This is a genomic window from Variovorax sp. 01T439_2 (assembly GCF_056398445.1).
On the sequence record NZ_JBFTPJ010000020.1, the window covers coordinates 1 to 15,296 of the forward strand.

Annotated in this window: 16 protein-coding genes; 7 read left to right on the top strand and 9 right to left on the bottom strand. The window is 69.0% G+C overall.

The annotated features are described in order from the left end of the window. The 5 genes from AC1DOC_RS01850 to AC1DOC_RS01870 form a co-directional block, all read left to right on the top strand. Window positions 1–1,116, top strand: a 1,116-nt coding sequence (locus tag AC1DOC_RS01850) for an ABC transporter substrate-binding protein (protein WP_478129331.1), incomplete at its 5' end; no start/stop codon positions are given. Continuing rightward, complete coding sequence (locus AC1DOC_RS01855; protein WP_478084429.1) at window positions 1,113–2,033, top strand: branched-chain amino acid ABC transporter permease; 921 nt, start codon at window positions 1,113–1,115, stop codon at window positions 2,031–2,033. The genes AC1DOC_RS01850 and AC1DOC_RS01855, both read left to right, overlap by 4 nt. After that, window positions 2,030–3,013, top strand: coding sequence for a branched-chain amino acid ABC transporter permease (locus tag AC1DOC_RS01860; protein WP_478129332.1), 984 nt, complete (start codon window positions 2,030–2,032; stop codon window positions 3,011–3,013). The genes AC1DOC_RS01855 and AC1DOC_RS01860 overlap by 4 nt, the downstream gene beginning before the upstream one ends. Beyond that, window positions 3,010–3,765 carry an ABC transporter ATP-binding protein gene (locus tag AC1DOC_RS01865; RefSeq protein ID WP_478080623.1) on the top strand — a complete coding sequence of 252 codons (756 nt, stop codon included), beginning with the start codon at window positions 3,010–3,012 and terminating at the stop codon, window positions 3,763–3,765. The genes AC1DOC_RS01860 and AC1DOC_RS01865 overlap by 4 nt, the downstream gene beginning before the upstream one ends. Then, window positions 3,762–4,493, top strand: a complete 732-nt coding sequence (locus AC1DOC_RS01870) for an ABC transporter ATP-binding protein (protein WP_278880549.1) — start codon at window positions 3,762–3,764, stop codon at window positions 4,491–4,493. The genes AC1DOC_RS01865 and AC1DOC_RS01870 overlap by 4 nt, the downstream gene beginning before the upstream one ends. Before the next feature lie 11 nt (window positions 4,494–4,504). Here AC1DOC_RS01870 and AC1DOC_RS01875 read toward each other — a convergent pair whose 3' ends face one another. The 9 genes from AC1DOC_RS01875 to AC1DOC_RS01915 form a co-directional block, all read right to left on the bottom strand. After that, on the bottom strand, window positions 4,505–5,113 hold the full coding sequence (locus tag AC1DOC_RS01875) for a methyltransferase (RefSeq protein WP_478080622.1): 609 nt from the start codon (window positions 5,111–5,113) through the stop codon (window positions 4,505–4,507). A 45-nt stretch (window positions 5,114–5,158) separates the two neighbouring features. Then, window positions 5,159–5,872 carry an SDR family oxidoreductase gene (locus AC1DOC_RS01880; RefSeq protein ID WP_478080621.1) on the bottom strand — a complete coding sequence of 238 codons (714 nt, stop codon included), beginning with the start codon at window positions 5,870–5,872 and terminating at the stop codon, window positions 5,159–5,161. Between the two features lie 358 nt (window positions 5,873–6,230). Further along, window positions 6,231–7,307, bottom strand: coding sequence for an ABC transporter substrate-binding protein (locus AC1DOC_RS01885; RefSeq protein ID WP_012745465.1), 1,077 nt, complete (start codon window positions 7,305–7,307; stop codon window positions 6,231–6,233). A gap of 12 nt (window positions 7,308–7,319) precedes the next feature. Further along, window positions 7,320–8,450, bottom strand: coding sequence for an NAD(P)/FAD-dependent oxidoreductase (locus tag AC1DOC_RS01890; protein WP_478129333.1), 1,131 nt, complete (start codon window positions 8,448–8,450; stop codon window positions 7,320–7,322). Further along, window positions 8,447–9,865 carry an FAD/NAD(P)-dependent oxidoreductase gene (locus tag AC1DOC_RS01895; RefSeq protein ID WP_478079558.1) on the bottom strand — a complete coding sequence of 473 codons (1,419 nt, stop codon included), beginning with the start codon at window positions 9,863–9,865 and terminating at the stop codon, window positions 8,447–8,449. The genes AC1DOC_RS01890 and AC1DOC_RS01895 overlap by 4 nt, the downstream gene beginning before the upstream one ends. Beyond that, window positions 9,862–10,167, bottom strand: coding sequence for a (2Fe-2S)-binding protein (locus AC1DOC_RS01900; RefSeq protein WP_478079557.1), 306 nt, complete (start codon window positions 10,165–10,167; stop codon window positions 9,862–9,864). The genes AC1DOC_RS01895 and AC1DOC_RS01900 overlap by 4 nt, the downstream gene beginning before the upstream one ends. Continuing rightward, window positions 10,168–10,962 carry an ABC transporter permease gene (locus tag AC1DOC_RS01905; protein WP_027729783.1) on the bottom strand — a complete coding sequence of 265 codons (795 nt, stop codon included), beginning with the start codon at window positions 10,960–10,962 and terminating at the stop codon, window positions 10,168–10,170. It abuts the gene before it with no gap. 4 nt (window positions 10,963–10,966) lie between these two features. Further along, on the bottom strand, window positions 10,967–11,818 hold the full coding sequence (locus AC1DOC_RS01910) for an ABC transporter permease (RefSeq protein WP_018903904.1): 852 nt from the start codon (window positions 11,816–11,818) through the stop codon (window positions 10,967–10,969). Next, entirely contained in the window at window positions 11,815–12,885 is a 1,071-nt protein-coding gene (locus AC1DOC_RS01915; RefSeq protein ID WP_478079556.1) for an ABC transporter ATP-binding protein, read from the bottom strand. The genes AC1DOC_RS01910 and AC1DOC_RS01915 overlap by 4 nt, the downstream gene beginning before the upstream one ends. A gap of 204 nt (window positions 12,886–13,089) precedes the next feature. On the opposite strand from AC1DOC_RS01915, the gene AC1DOC_RS01920 reads away from it, so the two are divergent. Both AC1DOC_RS01920 and AC1DOC_RS01925 read left to right on the top strand, forming a co-directional pair. Next, window positions 13,090–13,950 (top strand): IclR family transcriptional regulator, encoded by an 861-nt coding sequence (locus AC1DOC_RS01920; protein ID WP_478129334.1) that lies wholly within the window; start codon window positions 13,090–13,092, stop codon window positions 13,948–13,950. Between the two features lie 168 nt (window positions 13,951–14,118). Further along, a partial coding sequence (locus AC1DOC_RS01925) for an aldehyde dehydrogenase family protein (RefSeq protein ID WP_478129335.1) occupies window positions 14,119–15,296 on the top strand: 1,178 nt, incomplete at its 3' end.

Below are 15,296 nucleotides of genomic sequence, written 5' to 3' on the forward strand. Positions count from 1 at the left end.
GCCATGGCCGCGCCCGTGAAGGTGGGCCTGGCGCTCGACATCTCCGGCCCGTTCGCGGCCTTGGGCGCCGAGGCGCGCGACGGCTTCGCGCTCGGCATCAAGCAGCTGGGCGGCAAGCTCGGCGGGCAGGACGTGGAGTTCGTGCAGGCCGACATGGCCGGCAGCCCCGACCAGGCCAAGCAGCTGGTCGACCGCATGATCCAGCGCGACAAGATCGACCTCTTCAGCGGCCCGATCGGCTCCAACGTGGCGCTGGCCGTGGGCCCGACGCTGTTCAATGCCAAGGTGCCGTACCTCTCGGCCAATGCCGGCCCGAGCCAGTTCGCGGGCGCGCAGTGCAATGCCTATTTCTTCGGCACCGCCTACCAGAACGACCAGTTCCACGAGGCCGCCGGCAAGTTCGCGCAGGACCGCGGCTTCAAGAAAACCGTGCTGATCGCCCCCAACTACCCGGCGGGCAAGGACGCGCTGGGCGGCTTCAAGCGCCAGTTCAAGGGCCAGGTGGCCGACGAGCTCTACACCAAGCTCGGCCAGATCGACTACGCCGCAGAGCTCGCGCAGCTGCGCGCGGCCAAGCCCGACTCCATCTACTTCTTCCTGCCCGGCGCGATGGGCATCAACTTCATCAAGCAGTTCGTGGGCGCGGGCCTGTCGAAGGACATCACGCTCGTGACCAGCGGCTTCTCGGCCGACGAGGACGTGATCGGCGCGGTGGGCGAGCCGATGCTCGGCCTGTTCAACACCGCGCACTGGGCGCACGACCTCGACAATGCCGCCAACAAGGCCTTCGTGGCCGCGTTCCGCAAGGAATACAACGGCCGCTATCCGTCGGTGTATGCGGCGCAGGCCTATGACGCGATCCTGGCGATGGACGCGGCCGTGAAGCAATCGGGCGGCAACGCGCAGAACCGCGAGGCCGTGGTGGCCGCACTGAAGAAGGCCAACTACGCATCCACGCGCGGCAGCTTCAAGTACGCGAACAACCACTATCCGGTCGAGAACTTCTACCTGCGCGTGATCGGCAAGGACGCGCAGGGCAAGGTCACGAACAAGCTGATCAACACGGTTCTCACGAACTACGGCGACTCGTACGCCGACAAGTGTCCCCTCAAGTGAGCGGCATCCTCGTTCTCGAGCAGCTGCTCAACGGCCTCGGCTATGGGCTGATGCTGTTCCTGCTGGCAGCGGGGCTCACGCTGGTGTTCGGCATCATGGACGTGCTGAACCTCGCGCATGGCTCGCTCTTCATGTCGGGCGCGTACGTGGCGGCCGAGGCGCACACGCGCACCGGTTCGTTCACGGCAGCCATCGTGATCGCGGTGGCGGTCACGGTGGGGGTGGCGCTGCTGCTCGAGGTGCTGCTGATGCGCCGCCTCTACACGCGCGACCACCTGGCGCAGGTGCTCGCCACCTTCGGCGTGATCCTGGTGGCCGACGACATCGTGAAGATGGCCTGGGGCCCGTCGCCGGTGATGGCGCCGACGCCGGCCGCGCTGTCGGGGCCCATCGATCTGGTGGACGGCCTGCCCTACCCGTCCTACCGCCTCGTGATCCTCGCGGGCGGTCTGCTGGTGGCGCTCGCGCTCTACCTCCTGGTCAACCACACGCGCATCGGCATGCGGGTGCGCGCGGGTGCGTCCGACCGGCCGATGGCCGAGCTGATGGGCGTGCGCGTGGGCCGCATCTTCAACGGCGTGTTCCTGCTCGGCGCGGCGCTGGCCGCGCTGGCCGGCGCACTGATGGGGCCGATCGTCGCGGTGCAGGTCGGCATGGGCGAGGCCATCCTGATCCCGGCGCTGGTGGTGCTGGTGATCGGCGGCATCGGTTCGGTGCGCGGCGCCTTCGTGGCCGCACTGATGGTGGGCGTGGTCGACACGGTCGGACGCGCCTTCGTGCCGATGCTGCTGCGCGCCACGCTGCCGCCCGCCACGGCCGCCGACCTGGGCCCGCTGTTCGCCGAAGTCGCGATGTACGCGCTGATGGTCGTCGTACTGATCTTCCGGCCTTCGGGCCTTTTCTCCGCCCGGTCATGAAGTTGTCCTCACGCTCTCTCGGCCTCGGGCTGCTCCTCCTCCTGCTGCTCGCGGCCTTTCCGCTGGTCGCGCCGCTGTTCGGGCTCGAGTTCTACATCGGCTTCGTGCGGCGCGTGCTCGTGGTGGCGCTGGCCGCCGCCAGCCTCAACTTCATCCTGGGCTTCGGCGGCATGGTGGCGCTCGGGCATGCGGGCTTCATCGGCATGGGCGCCTACACGGTGGTGGCGCTCAGCGATGCGGGCGTGGTGTCCGCATGGGTGATGTGGCCGCTGGCCGCGCTGGTGGCCGGCCTCGTCGCCGCGCTGATCGGCACAGTGGCGCTGCGCACGCGCGGCGTCTACTTCATCATGACCACGCTGGCCTTTGCGCAGATGCTGTACTTCGTGGTGGTGTCGCTGCGCCGCTATGGCGGCGACGACGGCTACACGCTGATGAGCCGACCCACGCTGCTGCCAGGCCTCGACCTGGGCGACGAATCGARCTTCTACTGGGTGGTGCTGGCCATCGTGGCGCTCGCGCTCTGGTGGCTGCACCGCGCGACGCAATCGCGCTTCGGCCATGCGCTGATGGGCATCCGCGACAACGAGACGCGCATGCGGGCGCTGGGCTATCCGGTGTTCAAGCTGCAGCTCGTGGCCTTTGCGATCGCCGGCGCCATCGCGGGGCTGGCGGGCGCGCTGCTCGCGGGCGGCAATGGCTTCGTGAGCCCGGCGACGATGCACTGGACGCAGTCGGCCACGCTGCTGGTGATGGTGGTGATCGGTGGACTGGGACGCAGCTGGGGCGGGCCGGTAGGCGCCGTGGTCTGGCTGGTGCTCGAGGAAGCGCTGAAGCAGCACACGGAGCATTGGCACATGCCGCTCGGGTTGCTGTTGATTGCTGTTGCGTTGTGGGCGCCCAAAGGGCTCGCAGCTTTGTACAAGCGCCGCTTGCCCCTCACCCCAACCCTCTCCCCAGAGGGGCGAGGGAGTAAAGCATGAGCCTCTTCAGAATCGAAGGGTTGGTCAAGCGCTTCGGCGGCTTGCTCGCAACCGACCATGTGAACCTCACCGTGGAGCGCGGCGAAGTGCATGCGCTGATCGGGCCGAACGGCGCGGGCAAGACCACGCTCGTGAACCTGATCACCGGGCTGCTCAAGGCCGATGCCGGGCGCATCCTGCTCGACGAGAAGGACATCACCGGCTTCAAGGACCACCAGCGCGTGGCGGCCGGCATGTCGCGCTGCTTCCAGGTGACGCGCGTGTTCGCCAAGGAAACCGTGCACGACAACCTCATGCTCGCGGCGCAGGCCCATGCGGGCAGCAGCCTGCGCTTCATGGCGCCGCGCGCGGCGGAACGCGGCCTGGTGGAACGCGCCGTGGCGCTGGCCGACCGCGTGGGCCTCGGCAGCGAACGCCACCGCATCGCGGGCACCCTGCCGCACGGCGCGCAGCGCGCGCTCGACGTGGCGCTGGCGCTTGCGGCCGAACCCAAGCTGCTGCTGCTCGACGAGCCGATGGCCGGCATGGGCCCCCACGAATCGGCGCGCATGGTGGAGCTGATCGAGTCGCTGCGCGAATCGATGGCCATTCTCTTGATCGAGCACGACATGGACGCGGTGTTCCGCCTGGCCGACCGGCTCACGGTGCTGGTGCAGGGGCGCGTGCTGATGAGCGGCACGGCCGACGAAGTGCGCGGGCATCCCGATGTGCAGGCGGTGTACCTCGGTACCGAAGCGGAAGGACACGCATGAACGCAGCCACCACATTGCTCGACGCGAAATCCGTCGAGGCCGGCTACGGCGCAAGCCAGGTGCTGTTCGGCATCGACCTGCGTATTGGCGCGGGCGAAGTGCTCGCGCTGCTGGGCCGCAACGGCATGGGCAAGAGCACGCTGCTGAAGGTGCTGACCGGCACGCTTTCGCCGATGCGCGGCAGCGTGCATTTCGGCGGCGACGCGATCGGCGGCCCACACAAGACAATGAGGCCCGACGCCATTGCACGGCGCGGCGTGGCCATCGTGCCCGAGGGCCGCCATGTGTTTCCGAACCTCAGCGTCGACGAGCACCTGCGCGCCTTCGCACGGCCGCGCCCCGGCAGCGCGCCGCGCTGGACGGTCGAGGCGCTGTACGGCCTGTTCCCGCGCCTCGCGGAGCGCAAGGCCAACGCGGGCAACCAGCTCTCGGGCGGCGAGCAGCAGATGCTCGCGATTGCGCGTGCGCTGTCGACGCATCCGCGCTTGCTGATCCTCGACGAAGCCACCGAGGGCCTGGCCCCGGTGATCCGCGAGGAGATCTGGCATTGCATCGCCACGCTCAAGGCCGAGGGCGAGGCGATCCTGGTGGTCGACAAGTACGTGCAGCGCCTGCTGCCGCTGGCCGACCGCCACGTGATCCTCGAACGCGGGCGCGTGGTGTGGCAGGGCGATTCGGCCGCGCTCGACGCCGACCGGTCGCTGTGGACGCGCTACCTGGGCGTGTAGATCCCGGCTCGCTACAGCGGACGGCGTGCCAGGAAGTTGGCCCACGCCACGTTGCCGCGGCCGACCCACTGGCTCTCCCAGTGCATGCGCAGGCCCGCYGCCTCGAGCTGCTCGGCGAAGCGGTCCTTCGCCCAGTAGACGGTCTGGTAGTCGCCGTGGGTCTCGCCTTCGCCGATGCGCATCGCCGCCAGGAAGACCCCGCCGGGCGCGAGCGCATCGAACACCTTGCGCAGGACCGGCCCGATCTGCGCGCGGTCGACATGGATCAGCACGCACATCGCGACGATCGCGCTGTAGGGTCCGCCCAGCGCATCCGTGACGACGTTGAGCAGCTCGCCCTTCTTGCCGCGCTCCGCCTGCAGGTCGAGAAAGGCCTGGACCGCATCGGTGCGCCTCACGGCCCCGCCCAGGGCCTCGACGAAGTCGGCGTCCTGCCCCGTTCCGGAACCGATCTCGAGCACGCTGCCACCGGCCGGCACGAGCTGCATCATCCGGCGCAGCGCATCCTCGATTTCGGCCGGCCGGTGGCCTGCCACGATCGCGTTGTATTCGCAGGCGGACGCTTCGTAGGACTCGATGGTGCGGCGCATGTTCTCCCGCGCCGGGTCGGGAATGTTCATGGGAGCCTTTCCAGTTTCTGAGGAAAGTTACCTAAGCGCTCCACACTACACGGAGCGCGTGATGCCGCCATCCACGCGCAGGTTCTGCCCCGTGATGTAGCCCGCGCCTTCGGATGCGAGAAAGCCGATCACGGCCGCGATCTCGCTGCTCTTGCCGTAGCGGCCCATCGGAATGCGCGAGCGGAACTCGGCCTTCTCGGGCAGGCTGTCGATAAAGCCGGGCAGCACGTTGTTCATGCGCACGTTCTGCGCGGCGTATTTGTCGGCGAAGAGCTTGGTGAAGGCCGCGAGGCCGGCGCGGAACACGCCCGAGGTCGGGAACACGGGGTCGGGCTCGAAGGCGGCGAAGGTCGAGATGTTGATGATCGAGCCGCCGCCCTGGTTGACCATGAGCGGTGCCACGAGCCGCGCGGGGCGCACCGCGCTCAGCAGGTAGACGTCCATGCCGCGGTGCCAGTCTTCGTCGCTGATATCGAGGATCGGCGCGCGCGGACCATGGCCCGCGCTGTTGACGAGCACGTCGACGCGGCCCCATGTGTCGGTCACCTTGTCGACGAGTCGCCGAAGGTCGTCGTTCGATTGGTTGGAGCCGGTCACGCCGATGCCGCCAAGCTCGGCGGCGAGCGCCTCGCCCTTGCCCGATGACGAGAGGATGGCGACGCGAAAACCGTCGTCCGCAAGCTTGCGCGCCGCGGCCGCACCCATGCCGCTGCCACCGGCGGTGACGATGGCTACTTTTTTCTGTGCTTCGGAAGACATGTGGGTCCTTGGTTCATTTCATGCGAGACCCGCATTTAGCCAAGGATTCGGAGGGCTTGCACGGGCTGGGCTCGGGCGCCGTTGTTCAGGGCGCGTGCACAGATCACCGGGTACTCCCCTCCGCGAATGTCCCCCGGGGCTACGCCCCTCCTCCTTGATTTCGCTGCGGGGAGCACCCGATGCTCTGTGCACAGGGACACGCTGCTGGTGTAYCGCTGATCAACYRGTGCTCTGATCACGCTCCCGTCGATGGGGTGCCTTGCGCAGCGAAATAAAGGAGGAGCGCGAAGCGCGGGGGACATTCGCGGAGCAAGGTACCCCGTCGGCGGGAGCGCACCCCGAACAGCCCCCGGTCAAATCACTTTTCGATCGTCTTGTTCCAACGCGCATTCCAAGCAGGACGGTTCGCATTGATGCTGTCCCAGTCGATGGTGACCGCCGTCTTCATCCACTTGTTGATGTCGGCCACCTGCGCCACCCCGTCGCCCACGGCCGGGGCCTTGGGGTTGGTGGGAATCTGCGCGCCGTACTGAAGCACGTTGGCCTGGGCCAGCGGGCTCAGCAAGAACTCGGCGAGCTTCTGCGACAGCTCGGGCTCGCTGTTGTTCGCGATCACGCACTGGCCCACCATCAGCACCACCGCGCCTTCCTTCGGCGGCGCGTACTCCACCGGAATGCCCTTGGTCTTGAGCGCGGCCACCGCCGTGGGCGTGAGCGGGAAGATCGCGGCCTCGCCGGTCTGCACCATCTCCGACAGCTTGGCCGAGCTCGGGATGTACTCCAGCACGTTCGGTCCGATGGTGGTGGGCCAGGCCTTGAAGCCGGGCTCCACGTTCTTGTCGTTGCCGCCCTGGATGCGGTTGAACATCAAAAAGCCGTGCAGCCCGAAGGACGACGACGACATCGACTGGAACACCACCTTGCCCTTGTACTTGGGATCGGCCAGGTCCATCCACGAGGTGGGCGGCGCCCAGCCCTTTTCCTTGAACATCTTCGCGTTGTAGGCCAGGCCCGTCATGCCCAGGCTCACGCCGCTGGCCATGTCGTCCTTGAAGCGCGCGGCCGGGTAGATCTCGGCCAGCGACGGATTGGGCCGCTGCTTCTGGCACAGGCCCATGCCGATGGCGCGCACCATGATGCCGTCGTCCAGGAACATCACGTGCATCTGCGGGCGGTCCTTGTTGGCCTGCGCCTTCGCGAGGATGTCGGACGAGGTGCCCGGCACCACCACCACCTTGGCGCCGTAGAGCTTCTCGAAGGCCGGGAACACGTACTGCGTGTACGCCTTCTCCATGGTGCCGCCGTTCATGCCGATGTAGAGCGTCTTGGTCTGCGCGCCGGCCGCGCCGCCGGCCGCGAGCGCGGCCACCGCCGCCGCACCGAGCACGGTCCGGCGAAGAGAGAAGAAGGAAAAAATCTTCTGGAAACGGGACATGGTGTTTTCCTTTCAGGGTGGGGTGGGGGTGAAGCGTTCGATCGAGAAGCTCTCGATCGGCGTGCTGCTGCGGCCGTCGCGCACGAGTTCGGCCAGCACTTCGCCGGCGGCCGGGCCGATCTGGAAGCCTGCGCCCGAAAAGCCGAAGCCATGGAACAGGCCCGGCGTGGTGCGGCTCGGGCCGAGCACCGGCTGGCGGTCGGGCAGGTAGCCTTCGGTGCCGCTCCAGGTGCGGATGAAATGCGCATGGCGCAGCGCGGGCAGCAGCTCGACGGCCTGTGCGGAGAGCGAGGCGATGGCGTCGCGGTCGGAGCGGGCGCGGTCGGCATCGAGCGCCACGCCCTTGCCGCCGCCGCCCAGCACGAGGTTGCCGCGCGCCACCTGGCGGCAGTAGATGCCGCCGCCCTCCACGCCAAGGCTCCAGTCCATGAAGAAGGGCAGCGGCTCCGTCACCGCCATGGCGGGATGGCCCGATTGCAGCGGCACCTCTTCGCCGAACTCGGTGGCGATCGATCCGGCCCAGGCGCCCGCGCAGTTGAGCAGCGCCGGTGCATGCACTTCGAGCGCATTGCCCGAGCGCAGCATGAAGGCCTGGCCGTCGTGCGCCACCTCGTCGACCTTGTGGCGCTCGAAGACCTGCGCGCCCGCGCGCTGCGCCGCGAGCGCGAAGGCCGGCGACACCAGCCGCGGATTGGCCTGCCCGTCTTCCGCGCACAGCGAGCCGCCGACGGCGCGCGTGCCGAGCCAGGGGCAGCGCTCGCGCAGGCGGGCATCGGAGATCAGCTCCAGCCCCAGGTCGAAGTCGCTGCTTTGCGCACGGTAGCGTTCCAGCGATGCCATGTCGGCCTCGCTGCGCGCGATCTTGAAGTGGCCCGAGCGCAGGTACTCGCCGTCGGTGCCGATGGTTTCGCGCAGGYGGCCCCAGATGCGGTGCGCGCGCTGCGCGAGCGGCAGCTGGTCGATCGGACGGCCCTGGCGCCGCACGCCGCCGTAGTTCACGCCGCTCGAACGCGAGCCGCACAGGTCGCGCTCCAGCAGCACCACGCCGATGCCCATCTGCCGCAAGGCCAGCGCGGCCGACGCGCCGACGATGCCGCCGCCGACGATGGCGACGTCGGTGCGCAATGTCCTGCGGCCGCTCATTCGCCGGCTCCTTCGGCGGATGGCGCAGCGGCCAGGTGGATCGGGATCGGCTTGATCGGCGCCTGACCGCGCAGCCGGCCCACCTGCTGCAGCGGCAGCCCCGTGGCCTGCGCGAGGATCTCCGCGGCCGCCGCGCCGCACATGCGGCCCTGGCAGCGGCCCATGCCGACGCGCGACAGCGCCTTCAGGCGATTCATCTCGTCGGCGCCGGCGGCAGCGACGGTCTGGCGCAAGGTGCCGGCCGTGATGTTCTCGCAGCGGCAGACCACGAGCTCGTCGGGCGCATGCGCGGCCCAGTCCTGCGGCACGGGGAAGGCGCGTTCGAGCCCCTCGCGGAATCCGGCGAGCTTGCCGAGCTTGCGTTCGAGCTCGGCGGCGCGCGCCGCATCGACTGCCACGCCGTTGTCGGCCAGCAGCGCGAGCGCGGCGCGTTCGCCGGCCCATTCGGCCGCATCGGCACCCATGATGCCGGCGCCGTCGCCCGCAAGGTACACGCCGCGCACGCTGGAGCGGCCCGCTGCATCGCGCGCCGGCAGATGGGCGCGGTGCAGCGGCGCGTAGTCGAAGCGGCAGCCGAGCAAGTCGGCCAGCTGCGTTTCGGAGCGCAGCGCGTAGCCGAAGCCGACGGCATCGCAGGCCAGCGTGCGTTCTTCGCGGCCGTCGTGCCACGCGACGCCGGCCACCCGGCTCTCCTGTGCATCGCCGAGCACGCGCAATGGCCGCACGCCGCCGTGCAGCGCCACGCCGTGCGCGCGCAGCCAGGCCACGTAGTACACGCCCTTGGCGAACACGGCGGGCTGCCGCAGCATCGCGGGCGTGGCAGCCAGCTGGTCGGCGAGCCGCGCGGTGTCGAGCACCGCGATGACCTTCGCTCCGGCCTTGGCGTATTGATACGCGACCAGGTAGAGCAGCGGCCCGGTGCCCATGAACACCACGCGCTCGCCGATGGCGCAGCCCTGGAACTTGAGCGCCACCTGCGCGCCGCCCAGCGTGTAGACGCCGGGCAGCGTCCAGCCGGGCACGGGCAGCACGCGGTCGGTGGCGCCGGTGGCAACGATCAACTGGCCGTACGAAAGGCTCGACGTGCTGCGCGTCGGGCCGTGCAGCACGTCGAGCCGGCCGCCTTGCGCATTCCACACCAGGCTGTCGGGGCGGTAGTCGATGCGCTCGCGCAAGGAATCGAAGGCGGCATGCAGCGCATCGGCGCGGCCGGCCTCGAAGCCATAGAGCGCCTGCGCGCTGCGCTGGGCCAGGCTCGCGGGCGGCTGCCGGTAGATCTGGCCGCCGGCGCGCGAAGCCTCGTCGATCACCACCGGCCGCAGGCCATGCGCCACCAGCGCCTGTGCGGCGCGAACGCCCGCCGGCCCGGCGCCGACGATCACCGGCTGCAATGCGGCAGAAGAAGTAGCCGTCATGCGCCGCTCCTTCCCGTGACCAGCGCCATGCCCGGCGCAATGAAGGTGGAGCAGGCGCGCAGGCGCTCGCCTTGCTCGGTGGCGATCCAGCAGTCCTGGCAGGCGCCCATCATGCAGAAGCCCGCGCGCGGGGCGCCGCTGAATTCGTTGCGCCGCAGCTGGGCGGCCTGCGTGAGCACGGCCGTCAGCACCGTGTCGCCCACGAGGGCGGAGGCGGGCTGGCCGTCGAGCGTGAAGGGCACCGCGGCGCGGCCGGTCTCGGCCACGCGATGCAGCAGCGGTTGAAGCTTTGGCAGGCTCATCTAACGGCGCCCCACCAGCACGCGGTCCAGTCCATAGACACGGTCGAGCACCACCATCGCGATGGCCGTCACCGCCACCATCAGCGCCGACACCGCCGCCATCAGCGGATCGATCGATTCGGTGGCATACATGTACATGCGCACCGGCAGCGTCACCGTGCTGGGCGAGGTGACGAAGATCGACATCGTCACTTCGTCGAAGCTGTTGATGAAGGACAGCAGCCAGCCGCCCGTGACGCCCGGCAGGATCATCGGCAGCGTGATGCGCCGGAACACCGTGGCCTGGCTCGCGCCCAGCGAGAGCGCGGCCTGCTCGGCGCTGCGGTCGAAGCCCACCAGCGCGGCCACCACGAGCCGCAGCGTGTAGGGCGTGACGATCAGCGCATGCGCCATCACCAGCCAGCCGAAGCTGCCCGTGCCGCCCACCAGCGCAAAGAGGCGCAGCAGGGCCACGCCCAGCACCAGGTGCGGAATGATCAGCGGCGAGAGGAACAGGCCGTTGAGGAAGTCGCGCCCCGGAAAGGCGTAGCGCGTGATCGCCATGCCGGCCGGCACCGCGAGCAGCGTGGCGATGGTGGCCGAGGCCAGCGCGAGCCACAGGCTGTTCCAGAACGACTGCATGAAGTCGGGATGCGCGAACACCGCCTCGAACCAGCGCAGCGAGAAGTGCGTGGTCGGAATCGTCAGCGTGTTCTCGGGCGTGAACGCGACGATGCACACCACCACGAGCGGCGCGAGCATGAAGGTGATGACGAGCGCGTTGAACGCGAGGGCGAGGGGGCCGTTCTTGCTCATCCGATCACCCCAATGCCTTCTTGTAGCGGCCTTCGACGAGGCGGTTGTAGCTCAGCATCACGATGAGGTTGGCCACCAGCAAGGTGAGCGCCACCGCCGCACCGAGCGGCCAGTTGAGTTCGCTCAGGTACTCGTCGTACACGACCGTCGCAACCATCTTCAATCGGCGCCCGCCCAGGAGCCCCGGAATCGCGAACGAACTCGCGGCCAGGCCGAACACGATCAGGCTGCCCGAGAGAATGCCCGGCATCACCTGCGGCAGCACGATGCGGCGCAGCGTGGTGAAGGGCGAGGCCCTGAGCGAGAGCGCCGCGTTCTCCACGCCCGCGTCGAGCTTCTGCAGCGAGGTCCAGACCGGGATCACCATGAAGGGCAGCATCACGTGGACCAGCGCGACGATCACCGCGGTCTCGGTGTAGAGCATCTTCACCGGGCCGATGCCCACCAGCCGCAGCAGGCCGTTCACCGCGCCTTCGGGCCCGAGCAGCATGCTCCAGCCGAAGGCGCGCACCACCACCGACACCAAAAGCGGCGCCAGCACCACCAGCAGCAGCACCGAGCGCCACGGGTTGCGCATGCGGCTCAGCACGTAGGCCTCGGGCGCGCCGACCAGCACGCAGATCAAGGTGACGAGGCCCGAGATCCAGAAGGTGCGCCAGAAGATGCCGTGGTAGTACGAGTCGGTGAACACCTGCGCGTAGTGCGCGAGCGTGAACTCGCCGGCCTTCGGACCCGTGGCCGGGTCGTAGACGTTGAACGACAGCACCGCGGTGAGCGCGAGCGGCACCACCAGCAGGGCCGCGAACAGCAGCAGCGCGGGCCCCGACAGCCACCAGGGCGTGGCCTTGCCCTTCATGCGGCCACCGCCTCGCCGGCCGGCAGCAGGCGCGTGCAGTGCGCGGGCCAATCGATGCCGGCGGCATGGCCTTCGTCGAGCGCGTCGCGGCCGTCGTTGGGGCTCAGCACCATTAGGTCGCCGGCGGGCGTGCCCAGGCGGTAGAGCCACTGGCTGCCAAGGAAGAAGCGCTCCAGCACCTGGCCGTCGAGGCGGCCGCGGCCGGCCTCCACCAGCTGCAGCTTTTCGGGGCGCACGCTCATCAGCACCGCATCGCCCGGCTTGTAGCCGCTGTCGTCGACCTCGACCGCGAGCGCGCCCACCGCCACCTGGCAGCTGCGCGCGCTGCTGGCCGTGACGCGCCCGTCCAGCAGGTTGGCCTTGCCCACGAAAGTGGAGATGAAGCGCGTGCTCGGATGCTCGTAGACGCGGTGCGGATGGTCGATCTGCGTGGCGCAGCCGCCTTCCATCACCACCACGCGGTCGCTGATCGACATGGCTTCGCTCTGGTCGTGCGTGACCATCACCGTGGTGGTGCCGACCTTACGCTGGATCTGGCGCAGCTCGAACTGCATTTCCTCGCGCAGCTTGGCGTCGAGGTTGGAAAGCGGCTCGTCCAGCAGCAGCACCGGCGGCTCGATCACGAGCGCGCGGGCCAGTGCCACGCGCTGGCGCTGCCCGCCCGAGAGCTCGCGCGGGTAGCGCGCGGCGTGCGCTTCCAGGTGCACCAGCGCGAGCGCCTGCTTCACGCGTTCCGCGCGCTCGGCCTTGGGCATCTTGCGCATCTCGAGGCCGAAGCTCACGTTGTCGGCCACCGTCATGTGCGGGAACAGCGCGTAGGTCTGGAACACGATGCCCAGGCCGCGCGTGTTGGCCTTGGCATGCGTGATGTCCTTGCCCGCGAGCTCGATGCGCCCGCTCGACACCGGCTCGAAGCCCGCAATCATCTGCAGCGTCGTGGTCTTGCCGCAGCCCGAGGGGCCGAGCAGCGAGACGAACTCGCCCTTCTCCACCGCGAGGTTCATGGCCGACACGGCGCGCGTGGCGCCGTAGAACTTGGTCAGGTCGGTGAGCCGTAGGAACGACATGAAGGGCCTTTCTGCGGAATCGAGAATTGGCGTGCAGCAGCTTGGTGCATGCCATGGCAAAGAGAGAACTTTCAATTCACTCTATTGCAACGATCGCGCCAGAATGCCTCGGGTATTCCATTAATCAGAATCTTTATTAAATTTATTCCATTCAATGGAATATCATGTGGTGAATCGATCTCAGGAATTCCACAGGAGCAAGGTATGGAAACCCCTTCGGCCGCCAGCGGCGGCGTGCCGCGCGTCTTTTCGGTGATCCGCGCACTCGGCGCGGTGCAGGCCGAGGGCGGGCGCGTGACCCAGATTGCACGGTCCGTGGGCCTCACGCAGGCCACCACGCACCGCCTTTTGCAGTCGCTCATGGCCGAAGGCATGGTCGAGCAGGACGAGCGCAGCAAGCTCTACCGGCTGAGCATCGACTTCTTCGCGCTCGCGGCCAGCGCCGGCAATCCCGGCGACCTGCGCTCGATCTGCCGCCCGGTGCTGCTGCGCCTGTGCGCGAGCCTGGGCGACAGCATCTTTTTGCTGGCGCGCAGCGGCTTCGACGCGATCTGCCTCGACCGCAGCGAAGGGCCGTTCCCGATCCGCTCGTTCACGGGCGACATCGGCGGGCGCATCGCGCTGGGCGTGGGGCAGGGCGCGCTCGCGATCCTGGCCTTTCTGCCCGAGGCGGAGCGCGAAGAGGTGATCCGCTTCAATCTCTCGCGCGTGCGCGAGTACGGCGTGTACGACGAGGTGTATCTGCGCACCGAGATCGAGCGCGTGCGCCAGGCCGGCTATGCGGGGCGCAACACCGGCCTGCTCGAAGGCATGGCCGGCGTGGCCGTGCCCATCCTCGACCGCGAGGGCCGCGCGGTGGCCGCGCTCAGCGTGGGCACCATCGCCGACCGGCTCAATGCCGACCGCATGCCCACGGTGGTCGAGCTGCTCAAGCGCGAGGCGGCAGCCATCGGGCCGAAGATCAATCCCTTCGACGCGACCTTGCGGCGGCCGGCGCAAAGCCTCGCGGGCTCGCCGGCCGGGCAGCRCATCAGCCTGCCCGAGCCGCCGGGGCCTGCGGCTTGAAGGCGTTGCTTGTGCGCCGAGTGCACGAACGCTTCGGAAGTTCATTCCTGAAACGCACCAAGTCCTTCCGTTTTTTCGCTATGCAAGCAAGCCCTGTTCGCAGATATTGAGCTGTTGCCGCGTCGCCTTCCCTTCGTCTTGTCCTCTCTTCTCCACGCCGGAGCCTCCATGCCAGAAGCCCAAGCCTTTCTTTCCGTCGCCACCGAGATCGCGCAGCTGCTGCAGCGCCTCGGCGTTCCGGGTGCCGCCCATACCGGCGGCGAACTCACGGTGCGCTCGCCGGTCACCGGCGAGGTGGTCGCGCAGGTGCGGCAGACCACCGCCGCCGAAGCGGCCGCGGCCATCGGCCAGGCGCACGAGGCCTTCAAGGCCTGGCGCAGCGTGCCGGCGCCGCGCCGCGGCGAACTGGTGCGCCTGCTGGGCGAGGAGCTGCGCGCCGCCAAGGCCGACCTCGGCCGCCTCGTCACGCTCGAGGCCGGCAAGATCCCGTCCGAAGGCGCGGGCGAGGTGCAGGAAATGATCGACATCTGCGACTTCGCGGTCGGCCTCTCGCGCCAGCTCTACGGCCTCACGCTCGCCACCGAGCGCGCCGAGCACCGCATGATGGAAACCTGGCATCCGCTGGGCGTGTGCGGCGTGATCTCGGCCTTCAACTTTCCGGTGGCCGTGTGGTCGTGGAATGCGGCACTGGCGCTGGTGTGCGGCGATTCGGTGGTGTGGAAGCCGTCCGAAAAAACGCCGCTCACGGCTCTGGCCGTGCATGCCATTGCGCAGCGCGCCCTTGCACGCTTCGGCGATGCGCCCGAAGGCCTGCTCGGCCTGCTGCTGGGCCAGCGCGACATCGGCGAAGTGCTGGTCGACGACCACCGCGTGCCGATCCTTTCGGCCACGGGCTCCACCGCGATGGGCCGGCAGGTGGGGCCGAAGCTGGCCGCACGCTTCGCGCGCGCCATCCTCGAACTCGGCGGCAACAACGCGGCCATCGTCACGCCCTCGGCCGACCTCGACCTCACGCTGCGCGCCATCGCGTTCTCGGCCATGGGCACGGCCGGYCARCGYTRCACMACGCTGCGYCGSCTGTTCGTGCACGASAGCGTSTACGACGCGCTGGTGCCCAAGCTCGCCAAGGTGTACGGCAACGTGCAGGTGGGCGATCCGCGCGAGGCCGGCACGCTGGTCGGCCCGCTGATCGACCGCGCGGCCTTCGACGGCATGCAGAAGGCGCTCGGCGAAAGCCGCGAGATCGGCGCCACGGTGCATGGCGGCCAGCGCGTGGAGGGCATTGGCACGATAGACGCCTTCTATGTGCGCCCGGCGCTGGTCGAGCTCAAGTCGCACGACGGCCC

What these genes read in the sequence shown, in the direction of transcription:
- AC1DOC_RS01900 (WP_478079557.1), bottom strand. Translation starts at nt 10,167, where the DNA reads ATGAGCCTGCCAAAGCTTCAACCGCTGCTGCATCGCGTGGCCGAGACC.
- AC1DOC_RS01910 (WP_018903904.1), bottom strand. Translation starts at nt 11,818, where the DNA reads ATGAAGGGCAAGGCCACGCCCTGGTGGCTGTCGGGGCCCGCGCTGCTG.
- AC1DOC_RS01865 (WP_478080623.1), top strand. Translation starts at nt 3,010, where the DNA reads ATGAGCCTCTTCAGAATCGAAGGGTTGGTCAAGCGCTTCGGCGGCTTG.
- AC1DOC_RS01895 (WP_478079558.1), bottom strand. Translation starts at nt 9,865, where the DNA reads ATGACGGCTACTTCTTCTGCCGCATTGCAGCCGGTGATCGTCGGCGCC.
- AC1DOC_RS01885 (WP_012745465.1), bottom strand. Translation starts at nt 7,307, where the DNA reads ATGTCCCGTTTCCAGAAGATTTTTTCCTTCTTCTCTCTTCGCCGGACC.
- AC1DOC_RS01870 (WP_278880549.1), top strand. Translation starts at nt 3,762, where the DNA reads ATGAACGCAGCCACCACATTGCTCGACGCGAAATCCGTCGAGGCCGGC.
- AC1DOC_RS01915 (WP_478079556.1), bottom strand. Translation starts at nt 12,885, where the DNA reads ATGTCGTTCCTACGGCTCACCGACCTGACCAAGTTCTACGGCGCCACG.
- AC1DOC_RS01880 (WP_478080621.1), bottom strand. Translation starts at nt 5,872, where the DNA reads ATGTCTTCCGAAGCACAGAAAAAAGTAGCCATCGTCACCGCCGGTGGC.
- AC1DOC_RS01905 (WP_027729783.1), bottom strand. Translation starts at nt 10,962, where the DNA reads ATGAGCAAGAACGGCCCCCTCGCCCTCGCGTTCAACGCGCTCGTCATC.